The sequence below is a fragment of the Streptococcus sanguinis genome, from assembly GCF_019929145.1.
Taxonomy (GTDB): Bacteria; Bacillota; Bacilli; order Lactobacillales; family Streptococcaceae; genus Streptococcus; species Streptococcus sanguinis_U.
Genome location: NZ_JAHZOW010000001.1, coordinates 307283 through 333270, shown reverse-complemented (window position 1 = coordinate 333270; position 25988 = coordinate 307283). Strand labels below are relative to the sequence as shown.

Genomic DNA, 25988 nt, shown 5'->3' with positions numbered 1-25988 from the left:
TTCCCTCCTCATTCTACGAGTCCTATACCCCAGGGCACCTTCTCGACCTTCGGTCTCACCTTGTCGCATGGGCGGACTCAAAAGGTTCAGTGAACCTTTTAAGGATTAGCTACGTTTCACTAACAAACTTACCGCCTCAACATGATGCGTTTGCGGAAATAAGTCCACCGGCTGGACTTTCTTCAATTCATAGCCCAACTCTTGGTAGAGTTTGATATCACGCGCCATGGTCGCAACATTACAGGAGATATAGGCAATGCGGTCAGCTCCTGTTTGGGCACTTGCTTTGATGAAGCTCTCTGTCAGGCCCTTGCGGGGTGGGTCGACAAGGATAGCGGTTGGCTGAATTCCTTCCTTGAGCCAAGTCTTCATGGCATTTTCAGCTGTGTCACAGACATAGTGAGCATTGGTAATGCCATTTAAGGTAGCATTCTTCTGGCTATTTTCTACTGCTTCTGGGATGACTTCTACTCCATAAACTTCCTTGACATGCTTGGCAACTGATAAGCCAATAGTTCCGATTCCTGAGTAGGCATCAATCACCACATCATCTTCTCTTAAGTCCGCAAAGTCAATAGCTGTTTGATAGAGCTTCTCTGCCATTTGAGTATTGACCTGGTAAAAGGCTGGTCCAGAGATTTGGAAGTTGTTACCCAACATTTGGTCCATAATATAATCTTGACCATAGAGAACCCGCCATTCTTTCCCGAAAATAGCATTGGTATTCTGGTCATTGATATTCTGTATGATGGTCTTGATAGCAGGGAAGGCTTCTGTCAAGCGGTCAATCAGCTGCTCTACTCGGAAAATCTTGGGACGGGTTGTGACCAGGATTACCATGATTTCCCCTGAATAATGCCCACGGCGAACAACTAGATTGCGAATGAGTCCAGTCTTTTCTTGCTCGTCGTAAGGTTTGAGGTCAAAGCGACGCAGTAAGTCGCGTGTAAAGAGGATAACTTGGTCAATGACTGGATCCTGAATATAAAAATCTTCAATCGGCAGGAGGTCATGGGAATTTTTCCGGAAAAATCCTGTTTCCAGCTGGCCATTGACACGGCGGACAGGCACTTGAGCCTTATTACGGTAGCCCAACGGCTGCTCCATACCAAGTGTCGGCGGCACCTCTACATCAGACAAACCAGCAATCTTATAGAGACTGTCCTTGACCTGCTTGCGTTTGAAGTCTAACTGGGCTGGATAGTTCAGATGCCCCAAGTCGGCAATCCCCGTACGCAGATAGGCCATATCAAGATTTTCATTGCGCTGATCTGAAGTACGGAAAAATTCCTCCACCTTGCCAAAGCCAATTTTTTTGTTGACCTTGAGCACACGCATGCGGATGAGTTCACCCGGCAGGGCATTTTCCACAAAGAAAACCAGGCCTTCTGCCTTGGCCACCCCTGCTCCCTCATGGCTCAGATCCACAATTTCAACTTCAATCATATCATTCTTTTTTAACATATTTTTCTCTTTCTGCTTTATCGCTCTGCCTCTTCCCAAAAGAAAAGGCAGGACATCGTCCTACCTTTCATTATATCATATATCTTATCTGAGACCCATTTGCTGCAGTCTTTCTTTATAGGCTTCAAAGTCAATCAAGAGCCCTTGGCCACCGTACATGTCATAGGTATCAACCCAGTCGCCATTTTCCGGAATCGTCAGGCGCTCAACCCCATTGCGGGAATCTCCTGCCATAGAGAGACCATTAGTCAAAAGGAAGCTGTAAGTCACATTGGTCGAAGTCAAGGCAAAGACCTTACCAAGAGCCTCTGACCCAGTAAAGAGCTTAGTCGGATCTTTGACCTGCTGGAAAACAGCTGTCAAAACTTCCTGCTGGCGGCGGGTCCGGCCAAAGTCACCTTCGTCATCCTTACGGAAGCGAGCGTAGTTGAGCAAGGTCCGACCGTCCATCTGCTGCTGACCTACCTTGATTGTTTGATTGGGTACCACACCGTCTTTCATATTCAGGTCATCTGGTACTTCAACTTCAGTCACCCTTTCCCCATCAATGGTTGAGAACTGGGCATTCATGCTGACGCCATTTGGGAAAAGGGTGTCAATAGCTGTCGCAAAGGTCTGGAAATCCACCAGTGCATAATATTTGATGTCCAAATCGAAATTGTCCTTGAGCATCTGGCGGACATAGTCTGCACCGCGGTTGTGGTTTTGCTCCCCAATCGTATAGGCAGAATTGAGCTTTTGGTCATAGTAATCGGCCTGCGACGGGTCCGTGTACTCATTGCTGACGCCGTCAATGTGAATAAGAGTATCACGCATAAAGCTGACCAATTTCACCTTGTGGTCCTTATTCCCAACGTTCAAGACCATAATGGAGTCAGTCCGCGTCTCAGTCGAGTCGTCACCAACCCGGCCATCCGTCCCAAGAATGAGGATATTCACTCCGTCCTTAGTATCCTTGCCGTCAAAGAATTCCGTTTCTGCTGGTTTAGAATTGCCAGTATGAGCTGTCGTCAAGCCTTTGATAAACATGAAAATCATGCCCCCCAAGACCATAAGCAGGAAAATCCCTGCCCAGAGCAGAATCCGTTTCAAGCGGATTTTTTTGCGGGGTTTCTTAGGCTTATCTTGTCCCAGACCAGCTCCTGCCAGAGCTTCCGACGCTTTCTTTTGCTTTCTGCTGCGAGAAGAACGCTCAGGGTACTTGGGCAAGAGGCCAGAAGAATCCATTTCCACTGGCTCTTGCTCATAGGCGTCGCTAACTGTATGCGGCTGCTCTTCATGGTCAGGCGCACTGGCTGAACCGCCAATCCCCTTGGACTTCTGACGCAGATAGTCAAATTCTTTCTTTTCTTTAGCGTTTAGATAATAATAATTTTTATAGAGATAATCTAAGCGGAGCTGTTCATGATGGCTAAGATTTTCTGGTTTCTTCATCTCTTCTCCAATCTACTGCTACTTGTCCTGAATCAGAAACACACTGTAGCTACCAAAAATTTTATAAGTAATTCCAAGACTTGTCAACTCTTGATAGGCAAAATCCGCCAATTTTTTCTGTTCGTTGTCAATGTCAATAATGAAGAAATACTCTCCCAAAGCCGTTTTTAGAGGCCGGCTCTCAATCTTGGTCAGGTCAATCCCACGCCAAGCAAAGGTCGACAAAGCCTTATAGAGGGCACCAGGCAAATTGTCCGGCAGGGTCAAAGCCAGTGTCTGCTTGTCTCCTACCTTGACCAGTTCAAGCTCAGGCACCTCATGACCTAGAATCCAGAAGCGGGTATAATTTTCTTCCATTTCCTGAATGTCGCTGGCTGCTACTTTAAGCCCGTATTCTGCTGCAGCCGTGCGCGGGGCAATAGCCGCAAAATTCTTTTCAGGATGTTCTGCCACAAAACGAGCTGCATAGGCCGTACTAGCTGTCACCTCAATGGCAGCCTGCGGATAATGCTGGCGGATGTATTTCTTTCCTTGGGCAATAGCCTGCGGATGAGAAAATATCTTCTTGATCGGCTTCTCCAAATCGGTCACCAAGAGCTGCTGCTTGATGGGCTGTACAATCTCAGCCACCGCCTGAATATCTGCTTGATGAAAGAGATAGTCCAACGTCTCATGGACACTGCCCTCAATGGAATTTTCCACCGGAACAACCGAGTAATCCACTTCCCTAGCCTCATAAGCCTTCATGACCTCGGTGATATTCTGATAGGGCACCAAGTCCTGGCTGGGAAAAGCAGCCTGGGCTACATGGTGAGAAAAGGAGCCTCTAGGACCTAAAAATGCTATTTTCATTGAATTTCCTCAATAATTTCCTGCGGGCTTTTGAGCCTCGTATCAACAATCTGGGTCGCTACTTCCTCATACCAGGCCTGACGCTGCTCAAAAATCTGCTGCAAGTCTGATTTGCTCTGGTTTAAGAACAGAGGCCGCTCTTGCTCAGCATCCTGCTGAATTCGCTGGTAGAGCGTTTCAAAATCTGCTTTCAGGTAGATATTGTCAGCATTCTGAGCCAGCAGTCTGCGATTTTCAGGGCTGACCACCACACCGCCGCCAGTTGAGACCACCAAGTCCGTATCAATCAACTCAGCCAAGAGCTGGACTTCAGCAGCCCGAAAGGCCGCTTCACCATGCTGGTCAAAATAGTCCTTGATTGACATGCCCAGCCGCTGGCAGAGCAGTTCATCCATATCGACAAAGTCTTGGGCTAAGCCTCGGGCCACTGTGGATTTTCCGGCTCCCATAAAGCCTAGCAATATCCTAGCCATGCATCAAGCCCTCCAAGTCGCTGAAGAAGCTTGGATAGCTGGTCTTAATGGCTTCAGACCGCTCAAGTTCTACCTGACCACTTTGAGCCAACAAAGCAGCAATTGCCGTCATCATCCCAATGCGATGGTCACCCAAGGTGTTGACCTGTGCGCCGTGTAAAGGTGTTTTCCCTTCGATAATCATGCCGTCTTCCGTCGGGGTAATAGCTGCGCCCATGCTATTGAGAGCGTCTGCTACTACCTGGATCCGGTCGGTTTCCTTGACTTTGAGCTCCTCTGCATCACGAATGACAGTCCGTCCCTGAGCCTGCGTCGCAAGAAGAGCAATAATCGGCAGCTCATCGATCAAGCGCGGGATAATCTCGCCGCCAATCTCAGTGCCCTTAAGCTCAGAAGTCTCAACGGTAATGGTTGCAGACTTGGCTACTGGATCAACATCTGACAGCGTCATCTGTCCGCCCATGGCCTCTATCACTTCTAGAATCCCTGTACGAGTTTCATTGATGCCGACATTCTCTAAGACAATCTTAGAGTCCGGTACAATCAATCCAGCCACCAGCCAGAAAGCCGCGCTGGAAATGTCTCCTGGGACCGTCACTTCTTGGGCAGTGAATTCCTGACTGCCCTGAATGCGAATTTCCTTCCCCTTGACTTCAATCTGCCCACCAAATTGGGCAATCATATCTTCTGTATGATTACGAGTGATTTCCTTTTCTATAATAATCGACTCTCCCTGAGCCTGCAGGGCAGCAAAAATCAAGGCCGACTTAACCTGAGCAGAAGCCACTGGCAGCTGATAATGAATAGACTTCAGTTCCCTACTGCCCTTCATCTTGAGCGGTGGTAAATCACGCTCAGTCCGACCAGCAATCTCGACTCCCATCTGCCGCAGAGGGATGGTCACCCGATCCATAGGGCGCTTGGATAGACTGTCGTCACCAAACATCTCCGCTTCGAAATCCTGACCAGCCAAAACACCAGAAATCAAACGGATAGACGTTCCAGAATTGCCCATATCCAGCTTATTTTTCGGTGCTTGCAGACCTTCAAATCCTACACCATGTATCTTGACTAGATTTCCATCGTCCTCAATCTGCACGCCTAAGTCACGAAAAACCTGCATGGTAGACAGCACATCTTCTCCTCGCAGAATGTCGCGAACAGTAGTGACCCCCTTGGCCAAACTGCCAAAAATAATGGAACGGTGACTGATAGACTTATCTCCAGGTACGCGGATACGCCCTTTCAGGCCTCTTACATTGGTTGATAATTTCATAGGTGACCTCGTACTTTCCTTTGTTGCTTCTTATTTTATCATAAAAAGACCAGAAATTCTTAAAATTTCTGGAATCCTAGCTGAAGCAAAAAGAATCCAGGTATTCAGCCCAGATTCCTCTTTTTTATTAGCTTACTTAAGCAAATCCTGCACCGGATCAAAGATGATACGCTCAATGTCCGCTAGATAGATGGACAATTGCTGCTGCTTATTGAAGAATTCAGAAAGAACAGCATTGCCCTGAATCTTCTCACCAAAGGAAGTCATCTTGTCCTGTACCTCCTGAGTCGGTACCTGACCAGTATGAGCCAGCTGTTGCAACTCCTGCTGGAAAGTCAGATAATCCGCAAAAATAGCCTTCGCTTCGCTATCAGCATCTACTGCTTTCTTGCTTTCTGCGACTGCTTGGTACTCAGGCAATTCACGCAGATTTCTGCTCAGTTCATTGGCTAAATCATAAATATTTGACATAGAGTTCTCCAATCTATATTAGTCTTCGGACACTAGGTAATCCGTATTTTCTCTTACTATTTTAGCAGATTTTTCCAAATCTTGGTGATTTTTAAAGGTGATTTGCAGAATACCATTTATATCTTCTCGGTTTTCCTCGTTGATACGAATATTGACAACTGAAATTCCGCGCAGAAGCTCCAGAATGCCCAAAATCGCATCTTCTTCGTCGGGCACTTCAATAAAGAGGTCATAAAAGCTGTCCACACCGGCCCGCTTATGAATTTCCATCTGCTTGCGGCTCTGCCGTCCTCGGTCGAAAAATTCCCAGATAGCTGTCTCGTCCTTAGCCTCAATCGCTGCGGCAACCTTGTCTAACTGGTCTTTAAAATCTTCCAGCCGATCCAAGATAGCTTGAGGATTGGTCAAGAGAATAGAGGTCCACATACCAGGCTCACTCTCTGCAATCCGCGTCATATCTCGAAAACCGCCAGCTGCAAAAGACTGGGTCAGCTCATGCTCTTGGCTATAAGCTGCCGCTTGCTCCATAAGACTGGAGGCTAGGATATGCGGAAAATGGCTGATTTGACTGGTCACTCGGTCGTGCTCGGCTGCGTCCACTTGGATAAAGCGGGCATGAAGACCACTCAGCAAGTCTCTCATTTCCTCAAGAGTACCTGACTTGGTTAGGCTAGAGGGCGTAAAGATATAATAGGCATTTTCAAAGAGAGTGACATGGGCAGCCTTGGCTCCGGTCTTGTGACTTCCGGCCATAGGGTGAGCACCAACAAAACGGACGGGCTTATTCTGCAGATACTTTTCTGCTGCTGCCACAATCTCAGCCTTGGTTGATCCAGCATCTGAGATGATAACATTTTCCTTCAGGCTCAGCTCTGCTATATCCTTGATAAATGCTATGGTCTGCTTAATGGGCACAGCTAGAATAATCACATCAGCCAATGGAGCAAAGGCGGCAAAATCATCCGTTACCCGGTCTACCATTCCACGTTCCAAGGCGACTCTGCGCGATTCCTCACCGCGGTTGTAGCCGAGAACTTCATACTCAGGGTGGTCACGCTTGATGCCCAGAGCCAAGGAAGCTCCAATCAGTCCCAGACCTGCGATATAGACAGTTTTTCTCTCCATGCCCACTCCTCTCTTCTAAAAGTTCTTGACAAATTCCCGATGGCGGGCTACCGCATCCTTTAGTTCTTCTAAATTGTCCGAAGAGAACTTCTCCAGAACTTCAGTGGCTAAAACTGTTGCCACCACGCTTTCCATGACAACACCCGCTGCAGGCAGAGCAGTAGGATCGCTCCGTTCTACTGTCGCCTTATAAGGCTCGTGGGTCTCAATATCCACGCTCATCAGTGGCTTGTAAAGGGTTGGAATGGGCTTCATAACACCGCGAACCACGATTGGCTGACCATTGGTCATACCGCCCTCAAAGCCGCCTAGATTATTGGTTCTGCGAGTGAAGCCATCTTCCTCAGACCAGAGGATTTCATCCATGACTTGACTGCCCTTGAGACGACCGGCTTCAAAGCCCACGCCAAACTCAACTCCCTTGAAAGCATTGATAGACACGACTCCTTGAGCAATCTTGGCGTCCAGCTTCTTGTCCCATTGGACATAGGAGCCCAGACCAACCGGAACACCGCCAACGACAGTCTCAATGACACCGCCGATGGTATCCCCGTCTTTCTTAATCTGATCAATGTAGGTCTTGATTTCTTCTTCGCGATCGGGATTGACAATGGAAACCTCTGACTGAGCAGCTCTTTCCTTGATTTCTGCTACAGTGAGCTGATCTGGCACATCAATATCAATGCCGCCAAAGGTTACGATATGGCTGGCTACCTCTACACCGATTTCTTCCAGTAAGCGCTTGGCTACTGCTCCGACTGCTACACGCATGGTCGTTTCCCGTGCAGAAGAGCGCTCTAGGGAATTTCGCAAATCATCAAAGCGGTATTTCATACCTCCGACCAAGTCAGCATGGCCAGGGCGTGGTTTGGTAATCTTGCGCAAGCCTTTTTTCTTTTGGTCCACATCAGCTGCGCTCATAATCTCCAGCCACTTCTGGTGATCCAGATTCGTGACATTGAGGGTAATCGGTCCGCCCATGGTCAAGCCATGACGAACCCCAGACGTAATCTCGACTTGATCGCTTTCAATCTTCATGCGGGCACCGCGACCGTAACCACCCTGGCGTCGCTTGAGCTCAGCATTGATATAGTCAGCGGTCAAAGGAAGACCAGCCGGCACTCCCTCAATAATAGCTGTCAGACGTGGTCCGTGGGATTCTCCTGCAGTTAAGTATCTCATACATTTTCTCCTATTCTGAGATGGAAAAAGTTGGACATTCTGTCTATTTTTTCATCCAAACTGTCCAATCGTCTTAAACTCCATCTGGCACTTATTTCTTCAGAAATTCTTTCATCTCTTCCAGCGGAATCTGGTGAATACTTGCCGAACCCAGCTCGGGCACCAATACCAGCTTGATAGAATTGCCTCGAGCCTTCTTATCATGGGTTAAGGCCTGATAAAGAGCATTCTCATTCCATGGCTGATAATCCACCGGCAAGCCAAACTTCTGACACATACGGATGATGTCTTCTGTGATTCCAACTGGCATGAGGCCTTTCTTTTCAGCGACACGAGAAACCTGTACCATGCCAATCGCCACAGCTTCACCATGCATGACTTTTCCATAACCCGCTGTCGCCTCAATAGCGTGCCCAATAGTATGGCCGAAATTCAGATAGAGGCGGACGCCATTATCCAGCTCATCCTCGACCACAATCTTACGCTTGACATCGCAGGAATGGTAGATGATGCTCTCTGCATGCTCCAAAATAGACTCTGGACTTCCATCCATTTCTGAAAGCTCATTCCAGAGTTCCTTATCCTCAATCAAGCCGTACTTGACCACCTCGCCCATGCCTTCAATCAATTCACGTTGCCCTAAGGTCTGCAAGACATCTGGGTCAATCAGAACTCCGTCAGGCTGGGTAAAGGTCCCGACCATATTCTTTGCCCAAGGCGTATTGACACCTGTCTTACCACCGATAGAGGAGTCCACTTGAGCTGTCAGACTGGTCGGAATCTGCACAAAATGAACGCCCCGCATATAGGTAGAGGCAACAAAGCCCGCCAAATCACCGACAACACCGCCACCCAAGGCCACGATACCATCGCTGCGGGTCAGACCAACCTTGACCAAAAACTCATAGACTTTGTTGACCGTCTTTAAGTTCTTGCTGGCTTCACCCTCCAAAAAGTCAAAGACAAAAGTCTCAAATCCAGCCGCTTCCAAGCTCAGCTTGACCTTTTCCGCATAGAGTCGAGCCACTCGATTGTCCGTGACGATAACTACCTTTTGAGGCTGCCAAAGCTGACTCAGCCAACTTCCAGCCTGAGATAAAGACCCCTTTTCGATGAGAATATCATAGGGATGATGCGGGAGATTCACATTCAATTTCATAAGCGCCTCCTTATTTGTATAATTCTTCTAAACACTGCCAAATTTCCTGACTGGGCATGGTCTTGCCGGTCCAAAGCTCAAAGGCTTCTGCTCCCTGATAGAGCAGCATACCAAGTCCATTGACCGCTGTGACATTTTGATTTCTGGCCCATTTGAGAAAGGGCGTTTCAAAAGGTTGGTAGATAACATCCGCAACTAAAATCTGGCTAGGCGACTCAATCTGTTCAGGCAGGGGCATGCTGATGCCATCCATACCTAGACTGGTCCCATTTACCAGAAGGTCTGATTGGTTGATTGTATTCTGCAAGCTATCCGCATCCTCCAAGGTTAGTACTTGGATACGACTCTTGGTTTGGTGGCTGATAACTGCCATTTTGCTGACTGTCTTCTCATAGGAAGCTTGCCGAGTAAAGACGAAAATTTCCTCTGCATTGTCCAAAGCTGCTTGGGCAATAATCGCTGTCGCTGCTCCACCTGCCCCCAAAATCGTCATTTTTTTTCCCCGAATAGCAAAAGAAGGCAAGCTCTTAAAAAATCCCTTGCCATCTGTGTTATAACCAACTAAAATTCCATTTTTATTCACAACGGTATTGACTGCTCCGATAAGGCGGGCGCTGACATCCAGCTCATCCAAATAAGGTATCACTTCCTGCTTGTAGGGCATGGAAAGATTGACACCAAACATATCGTATCTGCGGATATTTTCTATACTGGCCTGCAGATCCTTTGCTTCTACTTCCCAAGCTAGATAAACACCATTGACACCAGTCTTTTCAAAAGCCATATTGTGAATAAGAGGAGAAATACTGTGCTTAATTGGCTTGGCAACCACAGCAGCCATGCGGGTGTGGCCATTAATTCTCATTCAAAATCTCCTGGATTTTCTTCATATTGCTCAGAGAAATCTGACCAGGTGCTGACGCCATATCCTGACTGGCAAATGACCAGCTGGAACCTGTCAAGTCAGCCGCAATGCGTGAAATTTTGCCGACTTTTCCCATGGAAATGGTGACAAAATCCTGCTCAGGATTCAAAGTCTTGAAACCGCGAGTATAGTTCATCAAGTCCAGCACATCCTGCTCATTATGAGCCATGACAGAAACCTTGACCACCTTAGGGGTCAGAGAAGTCAGCTCAGACAGAATTTCCATCATATTTTCAGGTGTTTCTTCGAAATTATGGTAGCTTAACACCAGATTAGGAAACTCTAGCATTTCTTCAAATTTCCCCTTGTGAGAGAAATATTCAAAGTCGATATAATCCGGCTGGTAAAAACCGGCCACTTCCTTTATGAGAGCTACGTATTCATCATCGGATAGTTCGATTTCTCCGCCTTCCTGACGGGTCCGCAGCGTGAAAATCAATTCACGTCCGGCAAATTTTTCAAAAATAGCTGGCGCAACATTTAAAATATCATCCTTGGCCAGAAAATCTGCCCGCCACTCAATAATATCCGCATCTTCATAGCGTGATACATCAATTTCTTGAGCTTCTTCTAAACTCTTGGGCATTACAGAAACGACTAATTTCATTGGTCCACCTTTATTGTAAATACCTTGAGGTAATTACTGCTCCCGTCTTTTTTATTATAGACAAAGTCTGCTGGCAAGCCATACTCCGCAAGATAGCGGTGCTTTCTGCCGGCAAGGCCTTTTTCAATTTCTTGTTTAAACTTACTTTTGGAAAGATTGGCTGCATTGGTACTTAAAATCATGATTCCCTTAGGATTCAGGATTTCCAAAGCTTGTGCAACCAAACGATGATAATCTTTAGCAACTGAAAATGTTCGCTTTTTATTTCTGGCAAAGCTAGGCGGATCTATCACAATGACATCAAAGCTTAGAGCGTGACGCTTAGCGTATTTAAAATAATCAAAGACATCCATCACCTGAAAGCGATGCTGATCCAGTGTCAGACCATTGGCCATAAAATGAGCTTCAGACAGCTCACGGCTTCGCTTGGCCAAATCAACTGATACTGTCTGACTGGCACCGCCCATGGCTGCTGCTACTGAAAAAGCAGCTGTATAGGAAAACATATTGAGTAAACTTTTACCAGCAGCCAGACCATCTACCAGACTGGCACGCACCTCGTGCTGATCCAGAAAGATACCGGTCATGAGACCGTCATTCAGAAAAACCTGATAGCGAACACCGTTCTCCAAGACTGTGAAGGTTTCTGGAGCCTCCTCTCCGTAGAGATGGGCCGATTCATAGTCCAAACCCTTGAAACGAATCTTTTCATAAGCTCCCTGAATCTCTGGGAAAACCTTAGCGAAGGCTGTCAGAATCCGCTCCTTTATAGCAAAGACAAAGTCATTGTACCAAGAAAAAAGCGCAAAGTCATTGTAGAAATCCACTGTGAAGCCACCGAAGCCATCCCCCTCTTGATTAAAGAGTCGAAAGGCTGTCGTGTCAGACGAATGAAAATAAGCAGAACGTCTGCTCTTAGCCTGCTCAAAGAGACCTTGAAAAAAATCCGAGTTCAGCTCTACATTCTTCTGGGAAATCAGCCAGCCAACTCCCTTATTCTGCGGAGAGAGATAGGCTGTGCCTAAAAACTTTCCCTGACGGTTTTGTAGCTCCACACATTGATTCTGAAGCGAGAGAGCGCCAAAATCCTTTTTATCTAATAAAAGAATGCCCTTTCTCAGTTTTTCTTCTGCCTGTTGAGTAACAGTAAGTTTATTCATAAATTATATTATACCAAAGATTGTGAAAATTCTCAAAACATATTTTACATTTGAGTTAATAAAAGATTTCACAAACGAGTGCAAAACGACTATAAACCTCTCTATAGAGAGGATAAGGCTTTCATAGGAATATTACAATTTCGCCGATTTAAAATATCTCAAATACGGCTCAAATTTTCCTTAACTGGAGAAATTATGTTATACTTAGAGGAGAAAATTTTTAGGAAATAAGACAAGGAAGTAACTTTTTGTGAAAAAAATAACCAAGAATTTACTCAATTTCATGAGTACGAGACTAGGTTTTGTCTTGATTTTACTGGTCCTCTATTGGATAAAAACCATGTGGGCCTACACGATTGATTTTAACCTTGATATCCAAGGTGCCTATCAAGTATTTTTAGCTATTATAAACCCTTTCCCTATCAGCCTCTTGCTGCTAGGTCTAGCACTTTATGTAAAACGAACCAAATTATTCTACAGCCTAGCCTTCGGAATCTATCTGCTCCTCTTTGCTTGGCTGGTATCTAATTCCATTTACTACCGCGAGTTCAGTGACTTTGTTACGGTCAACACTATGCTGGCTTCTAGCAGCGTTTCAGCTGGACTTGGGGAAGCAGCACTTGAGCTCTTCCGCCCTTGGGATATTCTTTATCTGATTGATTTCCCGATTTTGGCCTTCTTATTCTTTAAGAAATACATCCGTATGGATGATCGGCCTTTCAATAAACGCGCCAGCTTTGCTGTAACCTCCTTGTCCGCCATGCTTTTCTCAGCCAACCTTTTCTTGGCTGAAATTGACCGGCCTGAGCTCTTGTCACGTGGATTTTCCAACTATTATGTCGTTCGGGCTCTGGGCTTGCCAGCCTTTCTAGGTTACAGTGCCAACCAGACATATACCGCCAATCGTGAGCGCTCCAAAGCTTCTGAAAAAGACTTGGAACCAGTAACAGAATATATCCAATCCCACTATGCGGAGCCTAATCCAGAATATTACGGGATTGCCAAAGGCCGCAATGTTATCTATGTCCATCTGGAAAGCTTCCAGCAGTTCCTGATTGACTATAAGCTGCAGGCAGATGGGAAAGAGTACGAGGTGACACCTTTCCTCAACTCCCTCTACCACTCCAATTCGACTTTGGCTTTCTCTAATGTCTTCAACCAGGTCAAGGCTGGTAAGACTTCTGATGCTGAAACCATGATTGAAACTGGACTCTTCGGTCTCAATCAAGGATCCTTCATGGTCAACTACGGTGGTACTAATACCCAGCAAGCTGCACCTTTTATTCTTTCCAAAAACGGCGGCTACACTTCCGCTGTTTTCCACGGAAACACTGGAAGCTTCTGGAACCGTAATACAGCTTACAAGCAATGGGGTTATAACTATTTCTTCGATGCGTCATACTTTACCAAGCAGGACGATACCAACTCCTTCCAGTATGGTTTGAACGACAAGATTATGCTGAAAGATTCCATCAAATATCTGGAACACCTGCAGCAGCCTTTCTATGCTAAGTATATCACGGTTTCCAACCACTATCCTTACACGACTAGCTTGATTGGTGACGAAATTGGCTTCCCGCTGGCTAAGACCAAGGATGAAACCATCAACGGTTACTTTGCTACTGCTAACTATCTAGATTCTTCTGTCAAGGCCTTGTTTGACTATCTCAAAGAATCTGGCCTCTATGAAAATTCCATTATTGTCCTCTATGGCGATCACTTTGGAATTTCCCAAACCCGCAATCCTAACTTGGCCCCTCTTGTAGGAAAGACCTCTGAGACTTGGTCCAACTACGACAATGCCATGATGCAGCGCGTGCCATACATGGTAGTGGTGCCTGGCATGGACAAAGGAAAGATCATTGATACCTACGCCGGTCAAGTGGATATGCTGCCAACATTGGAGCATTTGCTGGGCATTGACTCTAAAAACTACCTTCAGGTCGGCCAAGATATGCTATCAAGTCAGCACCAGCAAATCACGGCTTTCCGCTCCAGCAATAACTTTGTCACTCCAAAATACACTAGCTTCAACGGACGGACCTACTACACCCAAACCGGTGAGGAAATTACCAATCCAGACGAAACCATCAAGAAAGAACTGGATGAGATTCGTAATGCCGCCAATACTCAGCTGAAGATTAGTGACGCTATTCAAACCGGTGACTTGATTCGCTTCTACAAGGGAAATGACTTAGGCAAGGTCAACCCTAAAGATTACTCTTATCTTAATTCAATGAAGGCCTTGTTGGCTATTGAAAAGGAAAAAGGCGACCAATCAACCAGTCTTTACTCTAAGCGAGGCAATGTCTCCACTGTGGACCTCTTTAATTCGCCAAGCTATCGTGCACTGCATCCAGAGCAGTTCCAAACTAGCAGCAGCGACGAAGACAGCAGTCAAGAAGACTCGAGCTCTTCCAGCTCTAGCTCCACAGCCAATCCATAGATAGCAAAAGCCTTAAGTCCAATGGACTTAAGGCTTTTCAGGCTCTATAATTTCTGTAGTGGGTAAAACCGCTGTAGGAATGATGGAGCCTCTTTTGTTGTAGAAAAAAAGTCCCATAAGTCCTATAATGAAAAGCGATGAAACTATCATTAGAAAGACTCTTATGGAACAGTTCAATTTTATCACAAACTTACTGGGAATAAAAGACCCTAACATCACCATCTTGGATGTTCTAGATGCTGGTACACATAAAGAAATCATCGCTAAGCTAGATTATCCTGCCCCTAAATGCTCCCACTTTCAAGGATAAATGGCTAAATATGACTTCCAGAAAGAATCAAAAATTCCCTATTTAGAGTGTGCGGGTTACAAGACTCTCGTTCGATTGAGAAAGCGCCGTTTCCGCTGTAAAGTCTGTAGGAAAATGGCGGTCGCAGAGACTTCCTTAGTCAAGAAGAATCACCAAATCGCAGCCATCGTCAACCAGAAAATCGCTCAAAAACTAATCGAGAAAGTCCCTATGACAGCCTTCGCTGAAAGCTTAGCTGTCTCTACTTCCACCGTCATTCGTAAATTGAAAGAATTCAAGTTCAAGACTGACCTTAACTGCCTTCCAGAATACATGAGCTGGGATGTGGAAACAGTCAGGGAAGTGACTGTTTCAATCGGCAGATAGAGATGAGCTTCATTGCACAGGATTTCGATTCCAGAAAGATTATAGCTATCTTAAGATGGGCGGACTCAAGCAACGATTCGCAATCACTTTCTGCGCTATTCCAGACAGGTCCGAAACCAAGTCAAAGTCATTACCATGGACATGTTTAGTCCCTACTACGATATTGCCAGAAAACTATTCCCAAACGCTAAAATCGTTCTGGATCGTTTTCACATTGTACAACATCTCAGCCGGGCTATGAACCGTCTTCGCATCCAAATCATGAATCAGTTGGATCGAAAATCTCACGAATATAAAGTGCTGAAACGCTACTGGAAACTCATTCAACAGGATAGCCGTAAACTCAGCCATAAACGCTTTTATCGTCCAACTTTTCGCATGCACTTGACCAATAGAGAAATTCTGAAAAAGCTACTTTCTTACTCTCAAGAACTCAGAGAACACTATAAACTCTACCAACTCCTGCTTTTTCATTTTCAAGAGAAAAAAACTGAGCATTTCTTTGGACTCATTGAAGATACCATTTCTTATGTAAATCCTATTTTTCAAACTGTTTTTAAGACTTTCTTGAAAAACAAGGATAAGATCCTGAACGCACTGGAACTGCCCTACTCAAATGCAAAACTAGAAGCTACTAACAACCTCATCAAAGTCATCAAGCGAAATGCTTTTGGCTTTCGAAACTTTGAAAACTTTAAAACTAGAATTCTCATCGCTTTGAATATCAAAAAGGAGAGGACTGATTTAGTCCTCTCCAGATTATAACTTTTCATCAACCTACTACGGTTGACAAAGAGCCCGAAAAAGAGGGATAAGTTGCAGATAAGTGAAAACCTCTAAAGTTGGAAAACTTTAGAGGTTCATGCTAAGGTTGAAAATGCTGGTGCAAGATAGCAAAGTAGTCTTCTGGATTGTGGAGAAATGGGAAGTGGCCGCTGTTTTTAATGGTGAACACCTGAGCGCTGGGATAGCGGCTGATGACAAAGTGCATGCTAGCACCAAAAATATCATTGTCACCGAAAGTCACGGTAATAGGAAAAGCAGGATCTTCTAGTCGGGGCAAGAGAGGATAGGCCATAATTTCCTTTCTTGTCTGATTGCCTGCTTGGACTGAAACATTGCTCATGTCTAGTTTCACATCATGAAAGGCTGGATAGTCGGCATTGTAATTACGGACAACTTGGCGAAAGAGAGCTTGCGAAGCCTTGGAACTACCAAGATTGCCGAGCAGAGAATAGATTCCCATTTTTAGCCATTCGATAGTCGTGCAGTGATTTTTATTGTAATTCATCATCTCTTTTTCCATTTGCTGCCACTGCTTGCTCGTGCCTGTTCCCGGAGAGGAAAGAAAGAGACTAAGAACCCGCTCAGGGATTTTGCTGGCGTAGATTTGCGCGTACAATCCGCCCCAGGAATGTCCCAAAAGGTGAAATTTATCTACATTGAAGTGGTCGGCAATCGTGTTGATGTCCGCAATGTAGGCTTCCATGCTGTAGTCGCCACTCAGGCAGGGCGATTTTCTCGTTCCCCGCTGGTGAAAGACAATCAGTTGATAATCTTTTTCGAGCTTAGGGATAAAGAGCTTGAAGTCATCAGGCGTTCCCGGTCCACCGTGTAGCAAGATAATCGTTTCTTTGTCGGGATTGGGGTAGCAGATGGTGTAGAGCTGGTCGGAGCCATTTCGGATCATCGTTTCGATTTTTTGAGAATGGGTCATAGCTTTCCTTTCTTTTAATAGAGCGTCCACCACTGATAAAGAGACCAGTAGAGGAGATTGAGTATTGTAATAAGCGAAGCGCTGCTGGTCAAGTAGGTCAAGATTTTTCGACCCTTGCTCACTTGGAATTTTGAGCGCAGGAAGAATGAGGCAATAAGGCTAACCAGGAGGCTAACTCCCACAGCTGCAAAGCCCATAGAAAGCCAAACACGGCTGTTTGGTGAGGAATGTAGACTCAGGACGCTTTGGATAAAGAAGTAAAGCAGGAGCATGGTAGATAGAATGAACCCGCAAGTCAGGTATTGCCAGAGCGACCAAGCAAGCGGTGTAAGTTTGTGATTTTTCCGCTTGAAAAGAAGCCAATAGAGTTTGACCAGTAAAGCAGATACAGGGATGAGGAGGGCATAGAAAGCAGCGAGGCACCACAAGACGAGACTGCCGTAATCCTTGACTACATCCCATGTGGAAAGTTTAAGGTAGTCTGCGATAGGCAATTTCAGCCGTTCTTGCTTGCCGTTTTTCTCCAATTCCCAGTATTTTTGAGTGACAAATTTACTATTTTTCTCAAGATAGTTAGTTATTGGCGGAGCAATGCGCGTGATTGATAAGGCATTGGTGAAAACGCGACTTGAGCGATAAACGCCCGGTTTAAACTCTGCTTTTATCTTCTCTGAAGTAGTTGCCTTGTTTCCATAAATCAGCTCAGGAATTTTTTTAAGATAGTTACTTTCGTATTGTTGATTGGTTAAAATGACGGTAGCGATACCTGATTTGAAATCCAAAGTTAATATGGATGAAAAGCCAGCCGTATTACCACCGTGACCGAGGATAACGCGGTCTTGATAAAGGTCACTCCAAAATCCGTGAGCATTGATTGGGAGTTTGCTATCAGGAAAAGTCGAAGTCGCCGTATAAAGGGTGTCCCAAGTTTCCGCGCGCCTAAAAAGTGTCTTCTTTTGCAGGAGTGCTTGGGCAAAGGTCTTAAAGTCTTTCAAAGTTCCTGTTGCTCGCCCGCTCGGATAGTAAGGATTAGGCTTGTTTGCCTCGCCAATCAGCTGACCGTCTGAGGTGTAGCCCTTGATTTCCTTGCGTTTTTCGACCACATAGTCATTATCCGAAAAATCGGGCAAAATAGCGGTGTGCTTCATACCTAAGGGCTGAAAAATATGCTCGTGCACATAGTCAGCGTAAGATTGTCCGCTAATCCGCTCGACGATGTAGCCAGCAAGCACCGTTCCAAAATTGGAATAAGCAGTTATTGTCCCCGGCTCATAGGCTTGAATAATCGGCGCCTTTTGTAGCGTATGGGCTAGGTCTTTGTCTTCATTTTTGGCCAAGTCAACATCTGCGAAGCCTGCTTGGTGGTTCATGAGGTCAAGCATGGTAATGGGTTTGTCAAATTTGAGCTTGCTTTTGAGAAAATCCTTGGGCAGATACTCTTTGATGTCGGTTTTTAGGTCAATTTTCCCCTCTTCCCAGAGCTGCATGACGCTGACCCAGACGGTTAATTTCGTTACAGAGCCCCACTCGAAAACTGAGTTGTCATCCACCGCCCACTTTTTTTCCTTGTCTACATAGCCAAAATTATTTTGGTAAATGGTTTGACCGTCCTTGTCAAAAATAGATGTTGCCAGTCCTGCGCTGGTTTTCTCGTTTTTCTGATAATAATCCTCAATCTTCTGTCCGATTTGGTCGTAAGATGTCCCCGACGGCAATTTTTGCTCATCGGCTCGAACTTGCGCTACTCCAAAAGCGAGCAAGCCGCAAGTCAGCAGCGCCACAGTGCTCTTCAAAAATGATGTTTTCATGATACTTACCTTTCTATTAAAGTGCCCACCATTGGTACAGGCCCCAATAAAGGATATTGAGAACGACGATAAGTGAAGCGCTGCTGGTCAAGTAGGTCAAGATTTTTCTGCCTTTGCTGACTTGGAATTTTGAACGCAGAAGAATTGGCAAAACAGAACTAGCAAGAAGCAGCAGACCCGTTATTGCAAAGATGACATAGAGCCAAGCACTGTTATTTGGCGAGCCGCTGATGTTCATATTATATTGCACGATGAGAATGGTTATGAGTACAGTGGACAAAACAAGTCCGCAAGTCAGATAATGCCAGAGCGACCAAGCAAGTGTCATAGGTTTGCGGTTTGTCCGCTTGGCAAGGAGCCGGTAGAGCTTGACCAGTAAAGCAGATACCAAACTAAGAAGAGCATAGAAGATTGCTAACCCCCATAGGATGACACTGCCGAATTCTTTGGCAACTTCCCAGTTAGATAGTTTAAAGTAATCAGAAACTGGGCGCTTGATAAATTCTCGCTTACCGACTTTCTCCAAGCTCCAGTAAAATCGATTTTCACTATTTTTATCAATATAGAAGGTCGCCATATTTAGTCGCGCAATGGATAAAGGCCCAAAGAATTGACTAGCGTCACGATAAAAGCCGGGTTTGAGTTCTTCTTTCTTTTTGTTGGGAACATCTTTCTTTTGCCCATAGACCAGCTCGGGAATTTTCTCAACATAATTTTTCTCGCCCAGTTGGTTCGTTAAAATGACAGCAGCGATACCTGATTTTAAGTCTAAGGTCAAACTTGATGAAAAACCAGCTGTATTACCACCGTGCCCGAGGATAACTTGGTCTTGATAAAGGTCACTCCAAAAACCATGAGCATTGGTAGGAAGATCGCTATCAGGATAGTTAGAGGTTGCTGTATAAAGGGTGTCCCAAGTCTCTGAACGCTTAAAAAGTGTCTTCTTTTGCAGGAGTGCCTGAGCGAATGCCTTGAAATCTTCCAAGGTTCCTGTTGCTCGCCCAGCAGGGTACATTTCTATTAGATATGGAGCTTCGCCAATCAACCGACCGTCTCTAGTGTAACCTTTGACTTCCTTACGTTTTTCTACTACATAGGGATTATCTGATAAATCGGGTAAGAGAGCGGTGTGCCTCATATCTAAAGGTTCAAAGATATGCTCGTGGACATAGTCAGCATAAGATTGTCTGCTAATCCGCTCGACGATATATCCTGCCAGAGCCGTCCCAAAGTTAGAGTAGGCTGTCACTGTTCCCGGCTCATAGGCTTGATAGATATGTACTTTTTTGAGCGTATCTCCCAAGTTCTTACTAGTTCCCTTGGCAAGCCCCGTGTCTCCAAAGCCTGCTTGGTGGTTCATCAGATCCAGCATGGTGATTGGCTTGTCGTATGTGAGCTTGCCTTTGAGAAAATCCTTGGGCAGATACTCTTTTATATCTGTTTTAAGGTCAATCTTGCCTTCTTCCCAAAGCTGCATGACGCTGACCCAGACGGTCAACTTGGTGGCAGAGCCCCACTCGAAAACTGAGTTGTCATCCACCGCCAACTTTTTTTCCTTGTCTACATAGCCAAAATTATTTTGGTAAATGGTTTGTCCGTCCTTGTCAAAAACAGATGTCGCCAGTCCCGCACTGGTTTTTTCGTGTTCCTTGTAGTAATCCTCAATTTTCTGACCAATTTGGTCGTAAGGCGTGCCTGACGGCAACTTCTGCTGGTCAGCGTAAGCGTGACCAGCTCCCAGAGCGAGCAAGCCGCAAGTCAGCACAGTTAAGCAATGTTTAAAAAATGATGTTTTCATGATACTTACCTTTCTATTAAAGTGCCCACCACTGGTAAAGGCTCCAATAAAGGATATTGAGAACGACGATAAGTGAAGCGCTGCTGGTCAAGTAGGTCAAGATTTTTCGACCCTTGCTCACTTGGAATTTTGAACGCAGAAAGATTGGCAACCCAGCATTGACTAAGAAAATCAGTGCAAGCAGGGCAAAGAGAATGGCTTGCCAGCGATAATCGGGCATGTACTTCCCCGAAACGGCAACTATGACGAGACCTGCTAGATTGACTAGGCTAACCAAAATCAGTCCGCAAGTGCCATAATGCCAAATTTTCCAACTTCTTGGAGTCGGTCTTTTGCTTTCTTTTCCAAAAAGTGAGCGATATATCTTGCTCAAAGCAGCTAACAGAAGAACAAGTACGGCATAAACCGATGCCAGTCCCAGCAGAGCGACAGAGCCATAATCCTTTATCACCTCCCAAAGCGAGAGCTTTTCTAAATTATTATAGGTTGTTTCAACTTCTGTTCGGCCTTGGCGCTGTTGCAAAAGCCAATAGTTGCTGACTAATAAATGACCGTCTTTTATCACATCTTTCACATAAAAGGTATAAGCGGGGGCAAGGCGCGAAATAGAGGTCGGGCCTTGCTGAATGGAGCGGGAAGTCCGATACATGCCCTCCTGAAAGTCTTTTTGAGACTGGTTAGGGGCTTGCTTTTTCTTGCCAAAGACTAAATCGGGCAGACCGAAAGAAAAGGTGGCTTCTTCTCTCTGATTTACCATAGTAACCATGCCAATACCCGATTTGAAATCTAGCGAAATCAGGGTGGAAAAACCGGCAAAAGAATAGCCGCCGTGTCCTAAAATCGCCCCTGTCTCATACTCTGTCACCCAAAAGCCGTGAGCGTTCTTAGCGACTGCTTTATCTGAGAATGTAGAAGTTGTCTGATACAGTTCATTCCAGGTTTCTGGGCGCTTAAAGAGCTTTTCCTTTCTCAAAAGAGCTTGCGCGAACCGCTTGAAATCGGCAAAAGTCCCTGTCGCCTGCCCCGCTGGATAAATATCCGCGGGAAGCAATTTATCTAGATATAAACTTCCGTTTGTATCATAGGTTTTCTCACCCTGCCGCTTGTCTCGGACATAGGTATTGTCCGACAAATCAGGTAAGAGAGCGGTATGGTTCATGCCCAAAGGCTGGAAAATATGCTCGTGGACATAATCCGCAAAGTCCTGTCCGCTGATGCGCTCCACGATATAGCCTGCTAGAGCTGTACTGTAATTGGAATAGGATGTCACCGTCCCTGGCTCATAAGTTTGAGCGGGCTGGCTTTTTAGTAATTCTTCCAAGCTCTTGCCTGTTCCTGTGTTCAGCGGCGTTTCATCAAAACCCGCTTGGTGGTTCATCAGATCCAGCATGGTAATAGGCTTGTCGTATTTGAGGTGTTTCAGGAAATCCTTGGGCAAATACTCTTTTATATCTGTTTTTAGGTCAATTTTTCCTTCTTCCCAGAGCTGCATGACGCTGAGCCAGACGGTCAATTTGGTGGCAGAGCCCCACTCAAAAACCGAGTTGTCGTCCACAGCCAGCTTCTTTTCCTTGTCCATATAGCCAAAGTTCTTTTGGTAAATGGTTTGGCCGTCCTTATCAAAGACTGCTGCCGCCAGTCCCGCGCTGGTTTTTTCGTGTTCCTTGTGGTAATTTTCAATCTTCTGTCCGATTTGGTCGTAAGGTGTGCCTGACGGCAACTTTTGCTCATCAGCTTGGACTTGCGCCGCTCCAAAAGCCACCAAGCCACATGTTACCAGCGCCACAGCGCTTTTCAAAAATGATGGTTTCATGATATCCTCCTTAAGATGTATTTTCCCCTTTGCACCCTTATCCTAACAAATGGACAATAACAAATCTACCCCTTTTCGGTAAGTGGTAAGATTTCCTAAGTAAGTGGTAGAAAAAGTAGCTCTATAATTTCTGTAGTGGGTAAAACCACTGTAGGAATGAGCGAAATGCTTTCGGATTTCGGAACTTTGACAACTTTAAAACTAGAATCCTCATCGCTTTGAATATCAAAAAGGAGAGGACTGATTTAGTCCTCTCCAGATTATAACTTTTCATCAACCCACTACGGTTGACAAAGAGCCGCTTTTCATGTAGCTAATAACTTATTGAATAACTTCAAAAACAGAAACCGTCAGATTTTCAACATAGAAAGGCTTCTTATGACGGCTATTGCCAACTAGGAGGCGCAGCTTATCTGCATTAGGCAGATAATAGGGCAGGCCGCTGGCATTAAATATGACTTGATAATGCTTGTCATCCTTAATCTCAAAGATAATCAAACCACTGCCCTGCTCGGCTGATTGGACAAAGACATGCTTGTAAATATCTTCATAGGTCTGATAAGAAAAGGCTTTGCAGCTTGTCTTGAGACGAATAATGTCCTTGATAAAATCAATACTCTCTTGATGGTCCTGCAAAATATCCCAATTCACCTGATTGACTGCATCAGGCGCATTGTAGCTGTTCATAGCCCTTTCGCGATCGCTATGCAGGACTTGGCCGTCCTCCCCCGTAGCTACGAGCTTAGTACGGGAAAATTCCTGTCCAACCTCCATGAAAGACATGCCCTGCATGAGCAGGTTCATAGCAGTTGCCAGCTCAATCCGCTTGGTGCGAGTCAGAACATCATCGTCGGGATGCAGCTCCGCAAGCAAATCATGTAAATTGAAATTGTCGTGAGCCTCCACGTAGTTAAGGACTTGATCAGGACTGAGATAGCTGCCTAGCTCACTGCTGCCAAGGATAGACTTAGCAACGATATCCTCCGTCGCCTGACCACTGACAAAACCAGCCTTGATGCCACCGTAAACTTCTGCTCCCTTAACCGCATCCCGCTCTGTATCATTGAAAAATCCAATCCGCGTCAACTGATAAGCATTGTCCTTCTTGGCCTTGTCTTCTGGTCTCAGGCCCGTTCCCATATCCCAGCCTTCTCCATAGAGCAGGATTCGCGGATCCACCTCATCCATAGCTTGGCGGATGGCATTCATCGTTTCCACATCATGAATTCCCATTAGGTCGAAGCGGAAGCCATCTACATTGAACTCCTCTACCCAGTAGAGCAGAGAGTCAATCATAAACTTGCGAAACATCTCATGCTCGCTGGCCGTCTCGCTCCCCACTCCAGTTCCATTTTGGAAAGAGCCGTTAGGATTCATCCGATAGTAATAATCCGGTACCGTAGCCTGAAAAGCTGAGTCATAGGTCGAGTAGATGTGATTGTAAACAACATCCAGTGTCACAGAAATCCCCGCATCATGGTAGGCCTGAATCATCGTTTTCAAATCGCGAATAGCCTGCGCTGGGTCAGCAGGATTGCTGGAAAAGCTAGTCTCCGGAGCATGATAATTCTGCGGGTCATAGCCCCAGTTGTAGATTAGCTCTCCATTTTCATCATAGTCCTTATGACGATCAGAGACAGGCTGAAGCTGGACGACATTAATGCCTAAATCACTGATATAGTCAAAGCCTGTCTTTTGCCCTAGATGATTGGTAGTGCCTGTTTGACAGGCTCCCAAGAAGGTCCCGCGCAGCTGACTATCCACGCCTGAAGTCTCCGACTTGGTCAAATCACGAATATGCATCTCATAAATCACTGCCTGATTTGGATTATCCAAGCGCCAGAAAGCTTCTTTGCCTTGCAGAACTTGAAAACCAGCTACTTCTGTCTCATCCGCTCCAAGAATCGCTGAGCGCTTGCCATCTGGACTGGTCGCAACAGTATAGGGATCTCGAGTATAAAAATTGCGGTATTCAAAGCTAACATGGTAGTGATAAGTTTTGCCGGTCAAGTCTTCTGCTATTTCAACTGACCAGACACCGATGGTATTTTCCTTATGGTCGTGGGAATATCGGTCACCTTTTTGCATTGGGAAGATTTTATAAACAGGAGCTTGATTGTCAGCCGATTCATAGACTACCAGCTCTACCTTCCTAGCTGTCGGTGCCCAAACTTTGAAGGTATGTGCGCCGTCCATCTGACGGTGTCCCAACCAGCCTTGATAGCCCCAACATTCATCAAAGTAGTCTGTTCTCAGGGCAACATCAAAGTTATGCGGACGCCGGCGTGAATACTGGTGACTCGTCGTTGCAGCCTGCAGGGAATAATAAACCTGCGTATCTCCCTCAATCAGCCAAATTTCCGTCACCAGATGAGGCGGTAACAGATCAATATGATAGTCACATGACTGGCTAGACCAGTCTGAACGTTTGATAATCACATGAGCATGATCTAAGGGCTCCCAGGTCTCAAATGATAATTCTCCCTGAATACCAAAATAATCAAGTTTGGAAAAGGCTGCTTCCTTTCCCCATTGGTTTGTTTGCCACTGCCACATATCATAGGAGAAATAATCCCCAGTAGGATTGTGGTAATGGACTAAGACTTTATAGTCTAGCATGTTCTTTTATCTCTTATCTAAAATTATTCTATTGAAAGGGCTGTCTGACTGATTTCATCAATATTGGCAAAAAATTCCAAATGTCCGTGTAGCACTTCCAGTTCAACAGGCGTATCGCCACCGTATTCTCCATCCAAATTTAGCATAAATGGACCTTTTTTATCTAAAACTTCCAGCTGCAGCTTGCTTGTTTTGAGGTATTCTACATTGATATCGCCAACGTGCTGACCGCCATTGATAGCCTGCATCATCAGACTCAGCATATCAAAGAGATTGGCTGTCTTGACCAAAATCAAGGTAAAATTCCCGTCATCTAATTTAGTGTCTGGCGCTAGCTTTTCAAAACCACCGATAGAGTTGGTCAGAGCCGCAAACATGAGCGAAATTTTCCCTTCAAAGACACCGTGGTCGTGCTTGATACGGACCTTGCGGAACTTAGAGCGAGGGAGCTTTTTTGCTCCTTCTGCAACATAGGCAAAGTAGCCTAGGCGGGATTTGACCTCGCTAGGAACGCTGTACGTCAGCTCTGTCAGGGTTCCAGCTGCTGCAATATTGATAAAATACTTGCTGCCATATGCCCGGCCAATATCCATTTTAATGGTCTGGTTCTTTTCAATAATGCGGGCCGCCGCTACTGGGTCTCCCATGGGAATCTTCAGAGCACGCGCATAGTCGTTGGTTGTACCAGTTGGGATAAAGGCTAATTTAGGCCGTTCATCCAGATTCGCCACGCCATTAACTACCTCATTGATGGTACCGTCGCCGCCTGCCGCAATAATCAAATCAAATCCTGCTTTTGCTGCTCTTTCAGCTTCTTTTTGAGCAGAAAGGGGGGCCGGAGTGGTTTGGTAGGCGCTGGTTTCATAGCCTACATCCTCCAAAACATCCAGCACTTCCGCAATATTTTTCTTAATAATTTCCTGTCCCGAAGTCGGGTTATAAATCAATCGTGCTCGTTTAATCTTATCCTTCATACTTCAGCC

At 45.6% G+C, this 25988-nt stretch carries 19 protein-coding genes and 1 pseudogene; 2 read left to right on the top strand and 18 right to left on the bottom strand.

Going from position 1 to position 25988, the window contains the following annotated elements; genetic code table 11:
- Window positions 1–105 precede the first annotated feature (105 nt).
- The 12 genes from rlmD to K1I94_RS01595 form a co-directional block, all read right to left on the bottom strand.
- Entirely contained in the window at window positions 106–1464 is a 1359-nt protein-coding gene (rlmD, locus tag K1I94_RS01650) for a 23S rRNA (uracil(1939)-C(5))-methyltransferase RlmD (RefSeq protein WP_317627918.1), read from the bottom strand.
- 84 nt (window positions 1465–1548) lie between these two features.
- Entirely contained in the window at window positions 1549–2898 is a 1350-nt protein-coding gene (locus K1I94_RS01645; RefSeq protein ID WP_002906193.1) for an LCP family protein, read from the bottom strand.
- A gap of 18 nt (window positions 2899–2916) precedes the next feature.
- Window positions 2917–3750, bottom strand: coding sequence for a prephenate dehydratase (gene pheA / locus K1I94_RS01640; protein WP_002906192.1), 834 nt, complete (start codon window positions 3748–3750; stop codon window positions 2917–2919).
- Entirely contained in the window at window positions 3747–4223 is a 477-nt protein-coding gene (locus K1I94_RS01635) for a shikimate kinase (RefSeq protein WP_002906191.1), read from the bottom strand. Before K1I94_RS01635 ends, pheA begins: the two co-directional genes overlap by 4 nt.
- Window positions 4216–5499, bottom strand: coding sequence for a 3-phosphoshikimate 1-carboxyvinyltransferase (gene aroA, locus K1I94_RS01630; RefSeq protein ID WP_223314198.1), 1284 nt, complete (start codon window positions 5497–5499; stop codon window positions 4216–4218). The genes K1I94_RS01635 and aroA overlap by 8 nt, the downstream gene beginning before the upstream one ends.
- 132 nt (window positions 5500–5631) lie before the next feature.
- The gene (locus K1I94_RS01625; RefSeq protein WP_002906188.1) at window positions 5632–5970 is read right to left on the bottom strand and encodes a YlbF/YmcA family competence regulator; all 339 of its coding nucleotides are present in this window, start codon (window positions 5968–5970) and stop codon (window positions 5632–5634) included.
- A gap of 18 nt (window positions 5971–5988) precedes the next feature.
- Window positions 5989–7095 (bottom strand): prephenate dehydrogenase, encoded by a 1107-nt coding sequence (locus tag K1I94_RS01620; protein WP_002906186.1) that lies wholly within the window; start codon window positions 7093–7095, stop codon window positions 5989–5991.
- A gap of 15 nt (window positions 7096–7110) precedes the next feature.
- Window positions 7111–8277, bottom strand: coding sequence for a chorismate synthase (gene aroC / locus K1I94_RS01615; protein WP_002906184.1), 1167 nt, complete (start codon window positions 8275–8277; stop codon window positions 7111–7113).
- Between the two features lie 91 nt (window positions 8278–8368).
- A complete protein-coding gene (gene aroB / locus K1I94_RS01610; RefSeq protein ID WP_002906183.1) occupies window positions 8369–9436 on the bottom strand; it encodes a 3-dehydroquinate synthase in 1068 nt (355 codons plus the stop codon).
- Window positions 9437–9446: 10 nt separating this feature from the next.
- On the bottom strand, window positions 9447–10301 hold the full coding sequence (locus K1I94_RS01605; RefSeq protein ID WP_002906181.1) for a shikimate dehydrogenase: 855 nt from the start codon (window positions 10299–10301) through the stop codon (window positions 9447–9449).
- Window positions 10291–10968: a type I 3-dehydroquinate dehydratase gene (gene aroD, locus K1I94_RS01600; RefSeq protein ID WP_002906180.1), complete on the bottom strand. Its 678-nt coding sequence runs from the start codon at window positions 10966–10968 to the stop codon at window positions 10291–10293. The genes K1I94_RS01605 and aroD overlap by 11 nt, the downstream gene beginning before the upstream one ends.
- Window positions 10965–12128: a class I SAM-dependent rRNA methyltransferase gene (locus K1I94_RS01595; RefSeq protein WP_002906179.1), complete on the bottom strand. Its 1164-nt coding sequence runs from the start codon at window positions 12126–12128 to the stop codon at window positions 10965–10967. Before K1I94_RS01595 ends, aroD begins: the two co-directional genes overlap by 4 nt.
- A 250-nt stretch (window positions 12129–12378) precedes the next feature.
- On the opposite strand from K1I94_RS01595, the gene K1I94_RS01590 reads away from it, so the two are divergent.
- Window positions 12379–14574 carry an LTA synthase family protein gene (locus K1I94_RS01590; RefSeq protein WP_223314197.1) on the top strand — a complete coding sequence of 732 codons (2196 nt, stop codon included), beginning with the start codon at window positions 12379–12381 and terminating at the stop codon, window positions 14572–14574.
- 163 nt (window positions 14575–14737) lie between these two features.
- Window positions 14738–16015 (top strand): annotated as a pseudogene (locus K1I94_RS01585) (ISL3 family transposase).
- A gap of 100 nt (window positions 16016–16115) precedes the next feature.
- On the opposite strand, the gene K1I94_RS01580 reads toward K1I94_RS01585, so the two are convergent.
- The 6 genes from K1I94_RS01580 to K1I94_RS01555 all read right to left on the bottom strand — a co-directional run bounded on the left by K1I94_RS01580 (window position 16116) and on the right by K1I94_RS01555 (window position 25979).
- Window positions 16116–16967 (bottom strand): alpha/beta fold hydrolase, encoded by an 852-nt coding sequence (locus tag K1I94_RS01580; protein WP_094758006.1) that lies wholly within the window; start codon window positions 16965–16967, stop codon window positions 16116–16118.
- Window positions 16968–16981: 14 nt separating this feature from the next.
- Window positions 16982–18775, bottom strand: a complete 1794-nt coding sequence (locus K1I94_RS01575) for a serine hydrolase domain-containing protein (protein WP_223314196.1) — start codon at window positions 18773–18775, stop codon at window positions 16982–16984.
- Window positions 18776–18791: 16 nt separating this feature from the next.
- Window positions 18792–20573, bottom strand: a complete 1782-nt coding sequence (locus K1I94_RS01570) for a serine hydrolase domain-containing protein (RefSeq protein WP_223314195.1) — start codon at window positions 20571–20573, stop codon at window positions 18792–18794.
- A 16-nt stretch (window positions 20574–20589) separates the two neighbouring features.
- Window positions 20590–22386: a serine hydrolase domain-containing protein gene (locus tag K1I94_RS01565; RefSeq protein ID WP_223314194.1), complete on the bottom strand. Its 1797-nt coding sequence runs from the start codon at window positions 22384–22386 to the stop codon at window positions 20590–20592.
- A 321-nt stretch (window positions 22387–22707) separates the two neighbouring features.
- Window positions 22708–25005, bottom strand: coding sequence for a type I pullulanase (gene pulA / locus K1I94_RS01560; protein WP_223314193.1), 2298 nt, complete (start codon window positions 25003–25005; stop codon window positions 22708–22710).
- Window positions 25006–25028: 23 nt separating this feature from the next.
- Window positions 25029–25979 carry a diacylglycerol kinase family lipid kinase gene (locus tag K1I94_RS01555; RefSeq protein WP_002895076.1) on the bottom strand — a complete coding sequence of 317 codons (951 nt, stop codon included), beginning with the start codon at window positions 25977–25979 and terminating at the stop codon, window positions 25029–25031.
- Window positions 25980–25988 lie beyond the last annotated feature (9 nt).